This window comes from Prevotella sp. 20925_1_30, from assembly GCF_041433025.1.
Lineage (GTDB): Bacteria > Bacteroidota > Bacteroidia > Bacteroidales > Bacteroidaceae > Prevotella > Prevotella vespertina.
The window spans coordinates 41,056-61,152 of sequence record NZ_JAPWAR010000008.1; the positions used below are offsets into that span (position 1 = coordinate 41,056).

Annotated in this window: 14 protein-coding genes and 1 tRNA gene; 2 read left to right on the plus strand and 13 right to left on the minus strand. The window is 38.6% G+C overall.

Going from position 1 to position 20,097, the window contains the following annotated elements; translation table 11 throughout:
- Positions 1-226 precede the first annotated feature (226 nt).
- The 5 genes from lpdA to gcvT all read right to left on the minus strand — a co-directional run bounded on the left by lpdA (position 227) and on the right by gcvT (position 6,097).
- Complete coding sequence (lpdA, locus tag O3603_RS05155; RefSeq protein WP_371521241.1) at positions 227-1,594, minus strand: dihydrolipoyl dehydrogenase; 1,368 nt, start codon at positions 1,592-1,594, stop codon at positions 227-229.
- Between the two features lie 57 nt (positions 1,595-1,651).
- Entirely contained in the window at positions 1,652-3,142 is a 1,491-nt protein-coding gene (gene gcvPB, locus O3603_RS05160) for an aminomethyl-transferring glycine dehydrogenase subunit GcvPB (RefSeq protein ID WP_371521244.1), read from the minus strand.
- Between the two features lie 28 nt (positions 3,143-3,170).
- Positions 3,171-4,481: an aminomethyl-transferring glycine dehydrogenase subunit GcvPA gene (gene gcvPA / locus O3603_RS05165; RefSeq protein ID WP_371521247.1), complete on the minus strand. Its 1,311-nt coding sequence runs from the start codon at positions 4,479-4,481 to the stop codon at positions 3,171-3,173.
- 97 nt (positions 4,482-4,578) lie between these two features.
- The gene (gene gcvH, locus O3603_RS05170) at positions 4,579-4,962 is read right to left on the minus strand and encodes a glycine cleavage system protein GcvH (RefSeq protein ID WP_009434089.1); all 384 of its coding nucleotides are present in this window, start codon (positions 4,960-4,962) and stop codon (positions 4,579-4,581) included.
- A gap of 49 nt (positions 4,963-5,011) precedes the next feature.
- Complete coding sequence (gene gcvT, locus O3603_RS05175) at positions 5,012-6,097, minus strand: glycine cleavage system aminomethyltransferase GcvT (protein ID WP_314517327.1); 1,086 nt, start codon at positions 6,095-6,097, stop codon at positions 5,012-5,014.
- A gap of 235 nt (positions 6,098-6,332) precedes the next feature.
- Here gcvT and O3603_RS05180 point away from each other — a divergent pair, with 235 nt between their 5' ends.
- Positions 6,333-7,421, plus strand: a complete 1,089-nt coding sequence (locus O3603_RS05180) for a 4Fe-4S binding protein (RefSeq protein WP_371521251.1) — start codon at positions 6,333-6,335, stop codon at positions 7,419-7,421.
- 632 nt (positions 7,422-8,053) lie between these two features.
- On the opposite strand, the gene thrA is transcribed toward O3603_RS05180, so the two are convergent.
- Positions 8,054-10,489, minus strand: coding sequence for a bifunctional aspartate kinase/homoserine dehydrogenase I (gene thrA, locus O3603_RS05185; RefSeq protein ID WP_311453344.1), 2,436 nt, complete (start codon positions 10,487-10,489; stop codon positions 8,054-8,056).
- A gap of 146 nt (positions 10,490-10,635) precedes the next feature.
- Here thrA and O3603_RS05190 point away from each other — a divergent pair, with 146 nt between their 5' ends.
- Positions 10,636-12,210, plus strand: a complete 1,575-nt coding sequence (locus O3603_RS05190) for an NAD(P)/FAD-dependent oxidoreductase (RefSeq protein ID WP_371521254.1) — start codon at positions 10,636-10,638, stop codon at positions 12,208-12,210.
- A 70-nt stretch (positions 12,211-12,280) separates the two neighbouring features.
- Here the strand turns inward: O3603_RS05190 and O3603_RS05195 are convergent.
- The 7 genes from O3603_RS05195 to dnaN form a co-directional block, all read right to left on the minus strand.
- Positions 12,281-12,355: transfer RNA gene (locus tag O3603_RS05195), tRNA-Arg, on the minus strand.
- A 58-nt stretch (positions 12,356-12,413) separates the two neighbouring features.
- Positions 12,414-14,096, minus strand: a complete 1,683-nt coding sequence (locus O3603_RS05200; protein WP_371521257.1) for a serine protease — start codon at positions 14,094-14,096, stop codon at positions 12,414-12,416.
- 28 nt (positions 14,097-14,124) lie between these two features.
- Positions 14,125-15,792 carry a DNA repair protein RecN gene (recN, locus tag O3603_RS05205; RefSeq protein WP_371521260.1) on the minus strand — a complete coding sequence of 556 codons (1,668 nt, stop codon included), beginning with the start codon at positions 15,790-15,792 and terminating at the stop codon, positions 14,125-14,127.
- A 63-nt stretch (positions 15,793-15,855) separates the two neighbouring features.
- Positions 15,856-16,782 (minus strand): DUF4835 family protein, encoded by a 927-nt coding sequence (locus O3603_RS05210; protein WP_371521263.1) that lies wholly within the window; start codon positions 16,780-16,782, stop codon positions 15,856-15,858.
- Positions 16,718-17,932, minus strand: a complete 1,215-nt coding sequence (coaBC, locus tag O3603_RS05215) for a bifunctional phosphopantothenoylcysteine decarboxylase/phosphopantothenate--cysteine ligase CoaBC (protein WP_371521265.1) — start codon at positions 17,930-17,932, stop codon at positions 16,718-16,720. The genes O3603_RS05210 and coaBC overlap by 65 nt, the downstream gene beginning before the upstream one ends.
- 4 nt (positions 17,933-17,936) lie before the next feature.
- Positions 17,937-18,788 (minus strand): exonuclease domain-containing protein, encoded by an 852-nt coding sequence (locus tag O3603_RS05220; RefSeq protein ID WP_371521268.1) that lies wholly within the window; start codon positions 18,786-18,788, stop codon positions 17,937-17,939.
- A gap of 98 nt (positions 18,789-18,886) precedes the next feature.
- Positions 18,887-20,011, minus strand: a complete 1,125-nt coding sequence (gene dnaN, locus O3603_RS05225; RefSeq protein WP_371521270.1) for a DNA polymerase III subunit beta — start codon at positions 20,009-20,011, stop codon at positions 18,887-18,889.
- Positions 20,012-20,097: the final 86 nt, after the last annotated feature.

A 20,097-nucleotide genomic window follows, 5' to 3' on the forward strand; every position in this document is an offset into this window, starting at 1 on the left:
TGACCTTGCGGCTTAGTCGCATAATGCGATTTATGTGGCCCGCCATTAACAAAAGAAGTCATCTCGGGTTTTCTAATTTATTTGATGACTATCCCAATCGAATCGATACGACTAAATCTGTATCCTTTCGGTGTGCAAAGTTAGTATAAAGTTCCTGATCATCCAAACAATTTGTAATTAAATTGTTTATATCTTTATAGGACTTACACTTAATAAACCTCTTATTTCAACCGATTAATGTATCTTGTAATATTTCACTAAGGGTTGGATGAATATGAATAATATCACATATTTCGTCTAATGTAGTATCACGATTCATTAGAGCAGAGAGCTCTTGTATGAGATCTGCAGAATGACTTCCATAAGCATGTCCACCAAGGATTAGACCATCTTCTCCTATCAGGATTTTAATCATACCTTCCGTTTCATTCATACTTAGCGCTTTACCATTTGATCGATAGAAACCTTTTCGTATTGTATAATTAATACCAGCTTCTTTACATTGTTCTTCCGTCTTACCCACACACGCAGCCTCTGGATAAGTGAAGATTGCAGAAGGCATAATCTCAAGACAGATATTGTCCTGCTTACTTAAAATATGATTAACAGCACGGAATCCTTGGAAAGTAGCTGCATGCGCTAACATCTGACGAGCATTTACATCTCCAATAGCATAAACGCCATTAATGTTGGTTTCCATGTTCTTATCAACAGGGATTCCTTTGAGAGAATATTCTATATTTGTTGAATCTAGCCCAATATCCATCACATTAGGTTGTCTACCAGTAGCTATAAGGACTAGGTCTGCCTCTAATTTTATCTCTTTGTCTTTTTTATTAAATACTACAACTGTATCCACATTATCCTCCTCTGTTGGAGGAATAACTTTTTCAACAGCACTTTGCATATAGAATGTTACTCCTCGCTTCTCTAGCATTTTCCTCAGACGTTTTGCAATATCACTATCTATCATAGGAAGACACTCCTTCATGTATTCTACAACAACCACCTGACATCCGAAAGCTGCAAATGCTGAAGCGAACTCCATACCAATAACTCCTGCCCCTATAATAATAAGTCGTTTTGGTAGTTTATCAATAGAAAGAAGTTCTGTAGAAGTAACAACCGAACGCTTAAGCGTAGGATTATTTAAATAATCTTCTCTATTTATAAAAGGTGGCAGCTTTGCTTGAGATCCAGTTGCTATAATAATATTCTTTGCTTCTATTTTCCTGTCACCAACTTCAACAATATGATCAGAAACAAAATGTGCTTCACCTTTTATTAAATTGATATTTGGCTGATTAAGTAATGTATTTATCCCCTCCCTTAACTGGCTAAGTACCCCATTCTTTCTTTCCATCACTTTCACAAAATCAAGTGAAGGAAGAGTGTCAAAAGAAGAAAGAGCTGCTATACGAACCTCTGCATCATGTGCAAGACATTTAGTAGGAATACATCCTGCGTTAAGACATGTTCCTCCTAGTTGATCTTTTTCGATAATAGTTACATGTAAACCATTCTTAGCAGCGTAAGAAGCGGTTCGGTAACCGCCAGGTCCCGAACCGATAATCAATAAATCTGTTTTATCCATATAAATCCTTATTAAATAGATTTATTATATTCAATATAGACTTTTCACAAACACAAATTAAGATTCTTCACTCTCATCATTAATAAGCTGTTGATAGGTCAAGATAGGATGTTTTGCTGCAAGGACATCATCCACTCTTCCAATAGGAGTATTGTGCGGAGCCTCTTTCAAAAGTTCTGGACTCTCTATTGCTTCCTTAGCTATGATATGCATTGTCTTAATGAATCCATCTATGGTTTCTTTACTTTCATTCTCTGTTGGTTCAATCATCATGGCCTCATGGAATAAGAGAGGGAAGTAAATTGTAGGAGCATGATAACCATAATCCAAAAGACGTTTAGCAACATCCATCGTCGTTATTCCCGTACTCTTATCTTTTAATCCATCAAACACAAATTCATGTTTACAGAGCATATCTATAGGAAGCTCATAATCATCTTTCAGGCTTTCTTTTATGTAATTAGCATTTAATGTCGCCAATAAGCCTACTTCCTTTATATGATTCTTTCCTAAAGTAAGTATATATGTATAGGCACGAAGAATAACAAGGAAATTACCTAAATAACCTCCAATATGGATATTACCAAGAGATTCCTCTTCGTCCAACTTTGATTCTGCTATATAAAAACCCTCATCGCTTTTACATACGTGAGGCTTAGGAAGGAATGGTATTAACTTCTCACAAACACCGACAGGACCAGAGCCAGGACCACCACCACCATGAGGAGTCGAGAATGTTTTGTGAAGGTTAAGATGGATAACATCAAATCCCATATCGCCTGGACGCGCTATTCCTAACAATGGATTAAGGTTAGCACCATCATAATATAATAATCCTCCACAATCATGCACTAGTTGTGCTATTTCAGGAATATCCTTTTCAAACAATCCAAGAGTATTGGGATTCGTCATCATCATACCAGCAATATCATCCCCCAATAGTTTCTTAAGATCATCAAGATCGACGAGTCCATTCTCTGTACTTTTCACTTCAACGACTTCAAGACCACATACAGCTGCAGAAGCAGGATTTGTTCCATGAGCAGAATCCGGTACTATAACTTTTTTGCGCTTAGTATCTCCACGTTGAAGATGATAGGAAGAAATAATCATCAATCCTGTTAATTCACCATGAGCACCTGCATAAGGGTTGAGCGTTACATCAGCCATACCCGTAATTGATGCTAATGCACGCTGAATATTATATTCAATTTCCAAAGCACCTTGCACCGTTTCAATAGGTTGACGAGGATGAAGTCCTGTAAAGGAAGGCATTGCGGCAATTTCTTCATTAATCGTTGGATTATACTTCATTGTACAAGAACCAAGAGGATAGAACCCGTTATCCACTCCGAAGTTATTTCCACTATGATTTGTATAATGCCTAACTACTGTGAGTTCGTCACATTCAGGAAGTTCCGCATCCTTTTCTCGTTTACATGATAATGGCAAATTATAACTTCCAAAATTATTTTCAGGTAAACTATAAGCACGTCTACCGGGATGAGACAACTCAAATATTAGATTGCCATATAACTTATTATTCATTGCAACTTATGATTTAGACATTATATAACTAGAATAATTCAATAAAGGAATCGACCTCATCCTTTGTACGCTTCTCTGTAACAGCAATAAGGAGCTTATCTTTCCCAACTTTTATACCTGGGAGAAAACCTTTTTCTATTGCCTTATCAAAGAAAGCATCCCTATCTTGTATTTCAACGAGGAACTCATTAAAGAATTCTTTATTGTAAACTAACTTAGCTTTACCCGTACTAATAAGCTTTTCACAAAGATAATGAGCACCATCATAACTTAACTGAGCCGCCTCTTTCATACCTTCTTTCCCCATAAGACTCATATAAATTGTTGCATATAGAGCCATCAAACTTTGGTTCGAGCAGATATTTGATGTTGCTTTCTGGCGACGAATATGTTGTTCGCGTGCTTGAAGTGTAAGAACAAACACACGTTGTCCACGATTATCACGCGTCTCACCAACAATACGTCCTGGAAGTTTACGCATTAACTTCTGAGTAGAACACATATAACCAGCATAAGGTCCACCAAAGCTCATTGGTAATCCAAGACTTTGAATATCACCAACAGCAAGATCTGCTCCCCATTCTCCAGGAGTCTTAAGCAAAGCTAGATCAGAAGCAACACTGTTGATAATAAACATAGCTTTATTCTCGTGACAAACATCAGCGAAACCAGTAAAATCTTCTATTATACCATAGCGATTAGGCTGTTGAACGATAACACCCGCAATACCTCCTACTGCCATTTGCTTTTTCAATTCATCAAGCGAGGTGGTACCTTCTGTCGTCTCAATAGCCTTAAGTTTAACTCCATGAAAGAACGCATAAGTCTTTAATACCGCTATAATATTCTCATTCAAAGCAGCAGAATAAAGGATAGTATCAGCTTTTTTACTATTATCGAAAGCCACCATCATGGCTTCAGCTGTAGCGGTAGTTCCTTCATACATTGAGGCGTTGGCAATATCCATACCTGTTAACTCCGCCATCATACTCTGAAATTCAAAGATATAATGAAGTGTTCCTTGAGAAATTTCGGCTTGATAAGGCGTATAAGAAGTGAGGAATTCTGAGCGACTCACAAGATTTGGAACAGCACTTGGGGTATAATGGTCATATACTCCCCCACCAGCAAAGCAAGTAAGCATATTGTTCTTTTTTCCGAGTTTATCAAAAAAAGAACGTATCTCAAGTTCGCTCATAGCATTCGGAATATCGTATTCTCCTGTAAAGCGGATCTCTTCAGGTATTTCCGAATAGAGCATTTCAAGATCATTGAAGCCGATTCGCTCTAGCATTTGCCGAACCTCTTCATTTGTATGAGGAAAAAACTTATGGTTCATTTCGTATAGAGTTGTTTAGGTGTATGATATAGATAAAACCATTTATCTGGTATTCTTCTTAATAAGAACGTAATTAGAAAATAATCCTTATCTATCTTTAATCTTCAGAACAGAACTCTTCGTAAGCTTTGGAATCCATAAGATCTTTCAATTCTGATGTATCAGAAAGTTCCACCTTTATAATCCAATTATCAAAAGCATCTTTGTTTAGCAAACCTGGTTCATCCTCTAAAGCCTCATTGATTTCTAAAACTTTACCAGAAACGGGAGCTTTAAGGTCGGATGCTGCTTTCACACTCTCTATTGCGCCGAAATCTTCATCAACTTCAATCTCATCATCTACTTCTGGCATATCGACATAAACGATATTACCTAACGCATGCTGTGCATAATCAGTGATACCGATATAACCAACATTACCTGCAACTTTAACGAACTCGTGTGACTCTGAATAATAGAGTCCTTCAACTACTTTAGTCATAATAATTTATTTTTTAGGTTTTTAATTCAAATCATATCTTATAAAAGCATTACTTCTTATAATGCTTATCGTAGAATTTCTTTTTAGCAACCACTCCAGAGAATGATTTCTTTCGGATTTGTATCTCTAACTTATCGCCCAACTGGATAGAACCATCAACCAAAGCTACAGCACAACTCTTTGGTGTGGATATTAAGCGATAGCCAGTTGTTACCACGCCTACCTCTTCTCCATCCTTCAGCACCTTATATCCATGACGAGGAATAGCGTTGGCATCTAGAACAATACCACGAAGACGCTGGCTTACTCCCTCTGTTTTCTGCTTTTGAAGTGCTTCTTTTCCTATGAACTCTTCTTTATCCAACTTAACAAACATAGATAAACCTGCCATGACAGGAGAGATTTTATCTGTTAATTCATTACCATACAAAGGGAGTCCTACCTCAAAACGCAATGTATCGCGACAGCCAAGCCCACAAGGTGTAACGCCAGCTGCTATGAGTTTATCCCATGCTTCATTGATATATTGGGGAGAACCATAGATTTCAAAACCATCTTCTCCTGTATAACCCGTGCGAGAAACAATAATAATTTCGTCACCTACCTTTACTTGTCTCACTTCATAGAACTTCAATTCTTTCGTACTAAGTCCTAAGACGCTCTCCATTTTCTCTTCTGCTTCTGGACCTTGCAAAGCTAATTGTCCGTAAGCCTCACTCTTATTTTCTAGAATAACATCATATCCTTTCGCGTTTTCCTCAATCCATGCCACGTCCTTTTCTATATTTGACGCATTGATTGTCATGAGAAATACTTGATCATCTAGTTTGCAAATACAAGTATCATCTACTACTCCACCATCTGGATAACACATCATTCCGTATAACACCTTGCCTGCAGGTAGCCCCGTCACATCATTTGTGAAGATATGATTGATATATTTCTCTGCATCATGCCCAGTAACAAGCACTTCTCCCATGTGAGAAACATCAAAAACTCCACAGTGTTCTCTTACAGCGTTATGTTCTTCCGTAATGCCAGTATACTGAATTGGCATATCAAAACCAGCAAATGGTGTGATTAGTGCGCCCAATGCGACATGTTTGTCATATAGGCAAGTTCTTTTGTTATTCATATTTGTTTAGGTTTTAATTTGTACTTCTCAACGATAAATTATCGATTTAGGTATTCATCTTATGGATTGCGCAAATGTACAAAGAAATAAACTCACCAACAAGCTTAACCTGTTAAAACATCGTTAACAAAGTTAAACTATGAATAAGCAAACTTATATCTATATAATAATAAAAGGTGAGAAATTATTAATTTGTATTTTTGCAACGCAATTCTTAGATGTTTAGGATATATTTATGAAGAAGTTACAGCAAGTATTTATATTGATTACATGTATTTTGGTAATCGCGGTTGCAGCCGTACAACGAGATGGAAAGCTATGGGGAGATAGCTTATTTAATAAAGAAAAAACTGCAAAAACCAATAAAATTGATACGCTCCGAACATTAGATGATGGCACAATCATTATTAATACCACTTATCTTGCTAAGGACGTAAAGGGATTCGGCGGGGCTGTTCCACTAGAAATCTATATAAAGAAAGGTAAAATTGATAAGGTAAAAGCATTAAAAAACTCTGAGACACCTGATTTCTTCCAAGAGGCTAGCGAGTTATTGACCCGTTGGAATGGCAAAACGCCGAAGCAAGCACTCGCAATGAAAGTAGACGGTGTGACAGGAGCTACCTATTCGTCTCGTGGAATCATAGGAAATATGAAGGCGGGACTATTATATGCTTCTAAAAACATGGAACGCCCTTCGCTCTTCGATAAGATGGATTTGCGGGCAAAGTCGCTTATCGGTTTGCTGGTCGTCCTAATGGCGGCTATCATTCCTCTGTTTGTAAAAAATAAACGCTATCGCATTTTCCAACTTTTATTAAATGTTGCCATCTTAGGACTATGGAGCGGAACCTTCATTTCATGGTCGGTTCTTGTCGGATTCATGTCTGGTGGTATCAATTTTTGGCTATCACTCATTCCAATCGTAATGCTCATTACCGCCTTTATCTACCCCCTATTTGGCAAAAAGAATTATTACTGTTCAAATGTTTGTCCCTATGGTGCAGCACAAGAATTAGTAGGAATGACGAATCATCATAAATGGAAAATGAGTAAACGACTGGTGCAAAACCTAGATCACTTCCGTAAAATTTTATTCTGGGTTCTAATGATTCTGATGTTAGCAGGCGTATGGTCGAAATGGATGGACTATGAATTGTTCGTTGCCTTCATCTTCCAATCAACAGGTTGGATTGTCATTCTCATTGCAATCCTATTCCTTGTATTGTCAATCTTCGTACCGCGTCCCTACTGCCGCTTTGTTTGTCCGATGGGAAGCCTATTTAAACTTTCTTCGACAACATCGGTTAAAAAACTGATTTGATTTATCAAACTCGACTGGCAAACGGCAGGGATTGTCAGTCGAGCCTCATCGAATAATAACTTCCCAAGGGAGGATTTTTACAAAAGGATAGCTCTCGCACTTTGTAATAATATATTGCTAATTGCAACGCTGTATTTGCGTTTTTAATCAACCAACCTTTATTCCCGTTCAAATATACAATTTTTGAGAGGATTTCATTAGTCCTTTATAACAATCTGATATACAATATTTTACAAAAATCATGCTTACTTCTGAATAAAACATACTATCATTTTGGGCAAAAAGTAGTATCGTTTTAGGTAAAAAGTACTATCGTTTTATTAAAAACGGAGGTATGTTTTACTAAAAATGGAGGTACGTTTCATCAAAAACGGAGGTACGTTTTACTAAAAATGGAGGTACGTTTCACTAAAAACGGAGGTACGTTTTACAAAAAGCCAATATATACGCCAGAAAAATCCTATAATTGCGTTACAAAAATGCTAGAATGGAAAAACTGAATGTAAAAGATATTTCAATCATATCCTGTATGAATTAAGGGCAGACGAAACCGTCTGCCCTTGATTTTAATCGTTACTAATCGCTGGTTTGGGAATGATGAAATTCTATTCATCTATTACGAATTACACCTTTTATATATTGGCGATACTCATAATGTTCGCAAAAACACCTGCAGCCGTCACTGAGGCTCCTGCACCATATCCCTGTATTTGCATGGGATACTCCTTATAACGTTCCGTCGTCAATAGGACGATATTATTTGAACCTTCTAGATTATAGAACGGATGATTAGCAGCTACCTCCTTTAACGCTACACTCGTCCGACCATTATCCATAGTCGCTACGAAACGCCATCGCTTGCCTTCTTCGGAAAGTCTTTGTCGGCGTTGCTCAAAATCAGTATCAAGATTGGGCAAATTCTTCCAGAAATCCTCCAAAGAGCCCTTGAAAAACTCGTCAGGCACAAAGAGATTTTTCTCAACATCCTCTTGATTTACCTTGTAACCAGCCTCACGCGTAAGGATAACCAGCTTGCGAATGACGTCCTTTCCACTCAAATCTATGCGAGGATCAGGCTCACTATAGCCTTGTTCCTTTGCTCGTTTCACGGTTTCGGAGAAAGGAACATCCGCATTAATCTCATTAAAAATAAAATTAAGTGTGCCCGATAGGACTGCTTCTATCTTTAGAATCTTATCACCCGAATTACGTAAATCGTTGATCGTACCAATGATTGGCAAACCAGCACCAACGTTTGTCTCAAAACGGAATTTCACACCACGTTGTAAGGCGGTACGTTTCAGTAATTCATATTCTTCAAATGATCCCGAAGCAGCTATCTTGTTAGCTGCAACGACGGATATATTATTCTCTAACAAAGATTGATACAAGTCGGCAACATCCTTTGAGGCAGTGCAATCCACGAATACAGAATTAAAAATATTCATCTGTAAAATCGAATCACGCAGCTTCTCTGGGTTCGAAGGTTCGCTCGCTTTTAGCTCTTCCGAATAATGATCAAGGTCTAAACCTTCACGATTAAAGATAGCATTACGGGACGAAGCAATGCCAACAACATTCAGTTTCAGATTAGAATGTAGCTTCAATTCTTCGTATTGTTTCTTTATTTGTTCGATAAGCTTACCACCAACAGTTCCAACACCACATATAAAAAGGTTGAGAACCTTGTATTCGGATAGGAAAAACGAATCATGTAATACGTTCAAAGATTTCCTCAAATCGGAGCCTTTCACTACAAAAGAGATGTTCATCTCTGATGCACCTTGGGCAATGGCAATAATGCTTATACCCGAACGTCCTAGCGTTCCAAACAATTTTCCTGTTATGCCCGGCGAGTGCTTCATATTCTCTCCAACGATAGCAACCGTCGCTAAGCCGCTTTCGGCATACATCGGGAACATACGCCCATCCTCAATTTCGAGTTTAAATTCCTCATTTAAGACGTTAACGGCATTGACAGCATCCTCATCCTTAACACCAATTGACGTGTTATTCTCTGACGCTGCTTGAGAAACTAAGAATACGCTGATACCATTTGCAGCCAGCGAACTAAAGATACGACGATTCACACCGACAACTCCCACCATTGAAAGTCCGGTGACCGTAATGACGGTTGTGGCTTTAATAGAGGAGATTCCTTTGATAGGCTTCTGATTGTTCTCTATACTCGATTTGATAATCGTCCCTTTTCCCTGAGGATTGAAAGTGTTTTTCACCCTGATGGGGATGTTTTTTACGCATACGGGATAGATGGTTGGCGGGTAGATTACCTTTGCACCGAAGTTGCTTAACTCCATCGCCTCCGCATAAGAAAGTTCGTTGATGGTATAGGCTTCCTTGATAACACGTGGGTCGGCGGTCATAAAACCATCCACATCTGTCCAAATCTCTAAGACTTCTGCATCGAGCGCAGCAGCAAGAATGGAAGCCGTATAGTCACTTCCGCCCCTTCCTAAGTTCGTTATATCTCCCGTATCACGATCTTCTGCAATAAATCCCGGGACAATCGAGATACGTGGTAGGCTTTTGAAAGTATCTTTTACTAATTGATTGGTGAGTTCTGTATCAAGCCTTTGCCTTCCATGTTCCTTCTCAGTCTTAATAAACTTACGTGCATCCATCCATTTAGAACCACGGATAAGTGATGCCACAATATTAGAACTCAATCGTTCACCATAACTTTCTATCGTATCTTGCGTTTTATGACTGAGATCATGTATGAGGAATACACCATAATATATAGACTGAAGTTGCTCAAAGAGGGTATCAACCTTATTGAATAACAGCTCTCGCTCGCTAGTATCAGTAATGATTGTGTCTATCATCTTATGATGACGATCGACCATCGCATCAAATTCTTTGCGCCAACTTTCGTCTCCTTCACGAGCTAGCAACGAGGTTTTAATCAACTGATCAGTTATTCCCCCCAAAGCACTCACTACAACAATAATTGATTGGTGCTTTGCTTCTTTCTCAACTATCTGCTTTAAACTAAGAATACTTGATACGGAACCTACGGATGTTCCACCAAACTTTAATACTTTCATTACTGATTTATGTGTTGGTTATTATTTGGTATCCGCCTTACAATGGAGGAAATACAAAACTTATGGGCAAAAATAATAAGAAATATTGCAATAGCCAACGATTTTCTCGATATATTTACCTAATTTTGCGCTAAAAAGAAAGCAATATGACAGAGGAATTCCAGATACGAGTCTTACCACAAGTTGCATACAATGAGGCTAATTTAAAGGCATATCTTGCTCAAGAAAAAGGATTTGATCCCGAAACTATTTATCGAGTAAGGGTTCTAAAGCGGTCGATTGATGCACGACATCGTGATATTTATGTGAATCTGAAGGTGCGTGTCTATGTAAATGAGTTCCCACAGGATGATGCTTATGTGAAGACAGAATATCAGGATGTTAGCAATAAACCCTCTGTTATAGTCGTTGGTGAGGGACCTGGTGGCTTGTTCGCATCTTTAAAACTCATCGAACTAGGTTTGCGCCCTGTGGTTTTGGAGCGAGGAAAGAATGTGCGTGATCGTAAGTTGGATATGGCTTTAATTACCAAAACGCAGGAAGTAGACCCCGAATCGAATTATTGCTTTGGTGAAGGCGGTGCTGGCGCATATTCTGATGGCAAATTATATACACGCAGCAAGAAACGTGGTCCCGTTGATAAAATTCTAAATGTATTTTGCCAACATGGAGCGTCGACTTCTATTCTTGCTGATGCTCATCCACATATTGGTACAGATAAGCTCCCACGTGTGATTGAGAATATGCGTAATACGATTCTCGATTGTAGTGGTGAGGTGCATTTCCAAACCAAAATGACATCTTTGATACTAGATGGCAACAAGGTTGTAGGTGTGAAGGCTATTGACAATCGCAATGCGATTAGCGTTACACGAGAGTTTTTTGGTCCTGTTATCCTAGCCACGGGACACTCTGCACGTGATGTTTATCGTTATCTTGCCGACGCTAATATCGAAATGGAGGCAAAAGGTATTGCTGTTGGCGTTCGTCTTGAACATCCTTCACATCTGATTGACCAAATTCAATACCATAATAAGAATGGTAAAGGTAAATATCTCCCTACAGCCGAATATTCTTTTGTCACACAAGCACAAGGGCGCGGGGTTTATTCTTTCTGTATGTGTCCCGGTGGCTTCGTCATTCCTTCGGCAACAGGTCCTGAACAAACAGTAACAAATGGTATGAGTCCTGCCAATCGTGGTACGCAATGGTCTAATTCTGGTATGGTTGTACAACTTAATCCAGAGGATGTTGAAGGCGACGACTTACTTAGAATCATGCATTATCAAGAGAAATTGGAACATGACACATGGTTACAAGGTAACCGCAAGCAGACTGCTCCAGCACAACGTATGGCTGATTTTGTGAATAACCGCCTATCTTATGATCTGCCTAAAGCAAGTTATGCGCCAGGTCTCATCTCTAGTCCACTCCACTTCTGGATGCCGTCATTCATTACCAAACGTCTTCAAGAGGCTTTTAAAACTTTCGGAAAGCAAGCACATGGCTTCTTAACAAATGAAGCGGTTATGATTGCGTCCGAGACACGAACAAGTTCGCCCGTCCGTATCCTACGTAATCGTGAGAATCTCATGCACATTCGATTAGAAGGACTCTTCCCTTGTGCCGAGGGAGCGGGATATGCAGGTGGAATCGTAAGTGCAGGCATTGATGGTGAACGCTGTGCAGAAATGGCATCCGCCTATCTCGAACAAATATAGAAATATATTGCTGGTTGATAAAAAAGAAAAAGTGTCTAAAACAAATGTTTTAGACACTTTTTTCAATAGGTGATTCCGTTGGGGTTCGAACCCAAGACCCACAGCTTAGAAGGCTGTTGCTCTAATCCAACTGAGCTACGGAACCATCATTATGGGTGCAAAGGTACTGATTTAATTCCGTACAGCCAAATTATCAAATATATTTATTGATATTTCTTCAAGAAAGAGTCAGCCTGCGAATTACCTAATTCTTTTGCTTTCTGTATATTCTTGAGCCCCTCTTCTTTCTGCTTATTCTCACATTGGGCTATACCAAGAATCAAATAAGCATCAGCTTGTGAAGGGTCAAGTTGGATAGCTTGTTGAGCTGCACTGATAGCTGCATCCATTTTATTAAGTCGTAACAACAGACTACCAGCCTCAGTTGGATACAATGCTTCTTTGGGATCTAGGCGAGAGGCTATAAGAATATCTTGTAAGGCTTGCTGCCATAAACGCCCCTTTATCTCACATTGTTCACGCATATAATAGAAATCGGCTGATAGGCGTCCTTGATTGAAGTATTCATAAGTGTAATAATCTTGCATTGCTTTACGATACTCTCCCATTTTTTCAAGTTGCTGACCACGCATATAGAAATAAGGTGCAGAAGTTGCAACATAAGGAGTATCGCAAAGTTCTATACTCTTATTGAGCAAATCAAGGAGTTCTTTATCAGAGGCACCAAGATGTTGACGGCTCTGTGCCATTTCAAGATAGAGTTCTGGATTATTAAAATCTGTCTTCGTCAGTGCGTCAAACTCATTATAGGCATTTGCATAATCACCTTTTGCGAAAATAATTTGTGCTTGCAGATGACGATAAGCATTAAGAGGTTTGATTGCATAAGCCCTTTTAACCTGATCTAAAGCCTTATCAAGCGTCCAATCAACTCCCTTCATCTTGTCTTTATTTGCTGGATTTACAGCATTATAATAGATTGCTCTGGCATAATTATAATAAGCCTCATCCTTCATATTTGCTTTCGCAATAGCCATTTGTAGCACTTTATCAGCCTCTATAAAATTTGATTTCCCAATCAATACATTAGCTTGTGAATTGTAGCCATCAGCAACCTGTGGGAATTTAGAAATGAAATCATTGATAGTTTCCTCATGAATATTTGCCGACTTCTCTGAAGATAACATCAACGCAACAAGAGCATCCTCTAATTTACTTGGTAAACCGATTCGAAGATTACACTGATTCATTGTGGCATCATTTTGAGATAGTCCCGTCAATGTGAAGTCCTTTGCATAGTTGACATCAACTGCACTCTTATTTGAGCCAGAAGCATTAAAGAGTCCTATGACCTGCCCTTTAGTATTTACGACAGGAACACCATTCAACTTATCCGTTGCAGAAGATGAAAGGATAGTATAATTATACTTATCTATGAACTTCTCAACACTTGACACGTTAGCCTTTGCTGGAGTTCCACTCTTTGCCATTGGTACGATCCAAGCGTCTTCACCAGTAGAAACAGTATTGGTAAGAGTAGCAGCATTCGTCTTTCCACTAACGCAGAACTTCACAATATCATAGATCTCATTAGCACCAAGTAAACAAGTGACATCATGTTTCTGTCCTTTAGCATCAATGATTACAGCTTTATCAGCCCCTATAAAAGGTCTCCAAGGACTCACTGCAACACCATCAGTACTAATGCAAATACCATTTGAGGTAGCCAAGATACTACCATCAGCTTTGAAGGTTGTTAATGTAAAAGCAGCATCGCCCACTTTCTTCACAGCTGAAGATTGTGCCAAGACATTGAGAGAAACTCCCAATAGTAAGATAAGAGATAGTATGAAACTTCCTGTTCGCATGTTCATTCTTTCTTTCATTGCGTATGTTTAATTAAGGACTATATATTTACTTCTGACCAAGATTTAATAATTCACGGGCATTCTGAAGAGCAGCATCAGAGATATCTGCACCTGAAAGCATTTGTGCTATCTCACTGACACGTTCCTCTTGATTTAATTCTCGCATGTGACTGCGCGTTCCTTCTGCCGTCTCCTCCTTCTCAACCTTATAATGTGATCTACCTAATGCCGCAATCTGTGGTAAATGCGTAATCGAAATAACCTGACGATTATTATTACCCATCTCTTGCATGATAAGTGCCATTTTCTGAGCAATCTTACCACTCACACCAGTATCTATTTCATCAAAGATAATCGTTGGGAGTTTTACAGTTCCACTAATCATTGCTTTCAAAGACAACATAACACGGGCTATCTCACCACCAGAGGCAACTTGTGCAACAGGTTCCATAGCTGTACTTGTGTTGGCAGAGAATAGGAATTGCACTTTATCAGCACCATCCATTGACAAAGGCTTTGAGGTTATATCGACTTTGAAACGGACATTTGGAATACCAAGAGGTATCAATCGTTGACTCATTTCTTTCTCTACAATCCTACCAGCTTTAAGACGTAATTCTGTTAACTTAGCAGCTTTCTCCGTGCATAACTTGAGTTCCTCATCTACTTTCTTTGTCAAGGATTCAAGTTCTTCATCGCTATTATCAATACTCTGTAATTGCTCTGCAATGTTATCACGAATCTCTATCAACTCCTCTTCTGTAGAAACATGATATTTCTGCTCAAGTGTGTTTAACTGATCAAGCTGCTGGTTGATACTATCCAGACGAGATGGATCAAATTCTATATTCTCAACCTCACTACCAACTTCAGTTGAAATATCTTTTAACTCTATATGAACAGACGATAAACGTTGTACCACTTCCTTTGCTTTTGAATAGACATTCTCTATATTACTAAGACTATCTAGACATTCTCCTAACTTATTAATAATTCCATTATCGTCATCATTCAATAAATGATCTGCCTTAAAGTATGCTGTCTTTATATCTTCCGAATGAGATAGAGTCTCACTCTCCTGTTCTAGTTCCTGCTGTCTTCCTTCTACAAGTCCAACACTCTCTAGTTCATTAAACTGAAAGCGCATAAACTCTTCATTCTCCTGTGCTTTTGCAATCTGCTCTTTTAGGTCAGACAAACGCTGTAAGGACTCCTTATAATGTTGATAAGAAGAATGATAAGCTGAGAGAGCTGTACTATCCTGTGCTATAATATCAACAACATTCAATTGGAAATCATCCTTTTGCAAAAGTAAGTTCTGGTGCTGAGAATGGATATCTATCAATTGCTCCCCTAGTATGCGCATCATTTGTAAGGAGACGGGAGTATCATTAATAAAAGCACGTGATTTGCCACTAGCAGTTAGTTCACGACGTATAATAGTATCTTCTGGTTCGAAATCAATATCATTGTCTTCAAAGAAAGATTCAAAACCATAATGAGATAAGTCAAAATGCGCTTCTATTGTACATTTCTTCTCACCTTGTTTAATCTGTTTACTATCTGCCCTATTGCCCAGCAATAAACCTATAGCACCAAGGATAATACTCTTTCCTGCTCCAGTCTCACCTGTTATAACTGAAAAACCAGAGTGAAAGGCTATATCTAACTGATCTATTAAAGTGAAGTTCTTTATATATAGATGTTTCAGCATATACTTGCTAGTTATATTTAATACTTTAGATAATTGTTAAGTTCAGAGATTGAAAGAGATAACTTATTGCTTTATCTTATCCCACGTTATATTCTGACTGGCATTAATTCCGAAGAGAATATCATAAACTTGTTCTTTCTCTTTCTGTGTACCTTTACCTTTATATATATTAGCTAACTCGTCCTTCTTATAGTCTGTCCATATTTGAGGAAGAAGACTTATCGGACGATTCTCATGTGCTTTCTTCAAATCGTTCTCTAATGCAGTCGTAATATTCGTTCTGCCACGTTCAGCATTATTTGCCATTTCGTCTAATCCTGTTCTATAGTAATCATATTGTAGTTGACGAAAGGGCTTCATAGCCCCATCTAAATAATCATTAATGAAAGCAAACCGGTTACGAGAACTATCAAAGGCCTTCCAACCAGTGAAGCTCAGATTCTGTGCATTATTCGTTAAATTCATACAACGAAGTAATACATCTTCTCCGCCCATCGGTGAGAAAGAATCAAGATCTAATCCTATAATGAGATAAGCATAATAAGCAATTAAAGCTGTTAGTTGGTTATCTATATTCTCCTCATTAAAGTCTAGCTGTTCATATTGAGCAAAGGTAAAATTGAAATCACCATCTTGATTATTATAAAGTGTAGAAGTATAGGCGGAATTATAAACAGGACGATTGGCTTGTATCAATGCTGTACAAGTAAACATATTACTGCTTACATCATATTTGCTTATTGTAATATTGAAGTTACAAGCAATACGCTCATTCTTTTGAAACTGATAATGAGTCCATTGCCTCGTATTGATAAATTGTTCCAGTGTCTGTTGAAGATTCTCGAAGACAGACGCATCTGTGCCCTCAATTTGATTATGATTGATGGTTACTTTCGCTTGTAGTTCCTGTGCAGTAATATCCTTGCTAAAGCAAACTAACAAGCTCGTCAATAATATCACGAGCCACTTCTGCCTTTGGTTTCTTGTCATAAACCTTCTTTCTATCTTTACTAATTATTGTGATTTGATTATCATCCGATTGAAATGTTGTACCAGGATTCCTTGTTGAGTTCAACACAATAAAATCAGCCTTCTTCCTCTCTAACTTCTTGCGTGCATTATGCTCTTCTTCATTTGTTTCTAATGCAAATACCACAAGACGTTGCTTCTCGCTTTTCATCTTACCAATAGTAGCAGCAATATCTTGTGTCGGTATCAATGTGAGCGTTAAATTATCCCCTTCTCGTTTAATCTTATGATTTGCTATTTGCTGTGGACGGAAATCGGCAACTGCGGCACACAAGATAGCTGCATCACATTTAGGATACTCCCTAACCGTAACATCATACATTTCATTACAGCTTTCAACATCTATTCGCTCTATAGCAGCAGAACAAGTCAAACTTACAGGACCAGCTATAAGGATAACCTTTGCACCACGCTGAAGACAATCTTCAGCTAAAGCAAATCCCATCTTACCTGAAGAATAATTACCGATGAAGCGAACTGGATCAAGTCTCTCATAAGTTGGACCAGCCGTAATAAGGATTGTCTTACCTTGTAAATCCTTCCTTTCTGTATATTTAGAAGTAATACTTTCTGAGAAGAAATACTCCAAAGACTTCACTATATTCTCTGGCTCCTCCATTCTACCCTTCCCTTCTAATCCACTCGCAAGAAAGCCATTAGCAGGCTCAATAATATAATTACCATAGCCACGTAATGTCTCAAGATTCTTCTGCGTTGAAGGATGTTTATACATATCCAAATCCATTGCAGGGGCTATGAATACTGGTGCCTTCATTGAAAGATAAGTCGTTATAAGCATATTATCAGCAACACCATTTGCCATCTTGCCTAATGATGCAGCTGTACATGGAGCTATTACCATTGTATCAGCCCATAAGCCTAAATCCACATGAGAGTTCCAAGTACCATCCTTCTGAGAAAAGAACTCACTAATGACGGGTTTATGTGTAAGTGCGGAGAGGGTTATAGGCGTTATAAACTCCTTTCCTGCAGGAGTAATGACGACCTGTACCTCGGCTCCTTTCTTTATTAGCTCACGTATAAGCAAACAACTCTTATATGCGGCTATAGAACCTGTTATACCTAAAACTATTTTCTTTCCTTCTAACATCACATTATTTGTTACTGAATTCACGTAAACGAATACGTGTCAACACCTGCTTTGTGTTATAAGTAAAATCACTTGCCAACATCCAACTATAATAACCAGGATCTTTGTGTAATACTTCTGCTACATCCCAACCTTTATACTTACCAAAGTTGAATACTTCATGCTTACGAGCTTTACCAGTGGCATCAAGAAGTGTCTTACCATCTTTATCCTTCATATCTTCCCATACGATACGCCCAGCAAAATCAACAAAGTCATTCATACGCGAAAACTCTGCTAACTCGTCCATATCATTATTGAGGACACGCTCTTCCTCTTGATTGCCAGGTGCATACATGGCAACTTCACCTTGTAACACGCGCCAAGTAGCTTCTGTATCTTGATCTGCCCTATGTGCTACGAAGTCTTCTTCCATCTTCCTTCCACAATAGAACTTATATGCGGCGGCAAGATTACGGCGTTCCATCTTATGATAGATATTCTGTGCATCAATCAACCTACACTTAGAGAAGTCGAAATCAATCCCAGCTCGCAAGAACTCCTCTGCGAGCATTGGCACATCAAATCGATTAGAGTTAAATCCTGCAAAGTCGCAACCTGCGAACTTATCGGCTAACTCCTTTGCCTTCTGCTTGAATGTTGGTGCGTCTGCGACATCCTCATCGGAGATACCTGTCAATTCTGTTACAAGTGCAGGAATGGGTTTACCAGGATTAATAAAGAAATTCTCTCTCTCCTCTTTCCCATCAGTATATACTTTAATATATGAGATCTGAATTATACGATCAGCTACCAAATCAAGCCCCGTCGTTTCCAGATCAAATACTATTAAAGGTTTCGTCAAATTCAATTTCATACGCTTGCTTATAAGCCCTACTACAATTAGAAAGGAGATGGCTATCTATTAGAGATATAGCCATCCCCCAGTAAGATGTATATTAGTAGAATATCCTATTATTCGTTCAACAGCATTGGCATAATCAACATGAGTACATCCTCATTCTCTGGTTGTACGCCAGGAACAATAACGCCAGCTCGTGAAGGATCAGCCAACTGAATAACTACATCATCACTCTCAAGGTTATTTAATATCTCAAGCATGCTTGAGCCTTTGAAGCCTATACTCATTGCATTACCATCGTATTCACAAGTAACACTCTCCTTTGCGCTTGTAGAGAAGTCTATGTCTTCAGCATTCAACTCTAATAAGCCAGTAGAAACATGGAAACGGATAAGCTGTGACGAATCACTTGCAAATGGTAACACACGACGCAGAGCACCAATCAGTGATTTGCGATCAATCGTAATTCTATTAGGATTGTCCTGTGGGATAACACTATTATAATTAGGATACTTTCCTTCTATGAGTCGACAAGACAAATTACCATCAGCAAATGAAATGTCAGCGAAGCGATTGTCGAAGCGAATCACAACATCACCTCCATCCTTAGCTAGGACTGTCTTCAACAATGTTGCAGGTTTCTTTGGCAGAATAAAAGCTGACGGAGTCTCGCTCTTAATAGAGTAGTTCTTATTTCTAACGAGCTTATGACCATCACTTGCTACAATAGCTAGGCTATCACTTGTTAGATCAAAATAAATACCATTCATCACTGGGCGAAGCTCATCTTGCGCTGTTGCGAAGATTGATCGATTAATACTATCGGAGAGTTTCGCAGCATCTATCGTGATAGAAGACGCATTATCAGAGATTGGCTGCACTCTTGGATATTCATCAGCACCGAGAATTGGGAAGTTATAAGAGCCATTCTGATAAGTGATATAAATCTTCATCTCATTGAAATTCACATCAAGGGCGAGAGGCTGATCAGGGAGTTCTTTCACAGCATCAAGGATGGTCTGATTGTTAACTGCGAAGTCTCCTTCCCCTTCACAACTATCAAGAATCAAAGTTCCACACATCACATTCTCACTATCAGAAGATGTAATCGTTAATTGTCCGTTATGTACCTCGAAGAGGAAACAATCAAGAATCGGAAGTGAATTCTTGCTATTAATTACTCGTGAGAGTGTCAACAATCGGCTGCTCAAAGCAGTGCTTGAAAGGTTAAACCTCATTGGTATCTTATTTTAGTTAATATTTCAATCTTTAATATCACGAAGGTAGAACCATTAACAAGTAATATCATAGGCTCTTCGCTTCA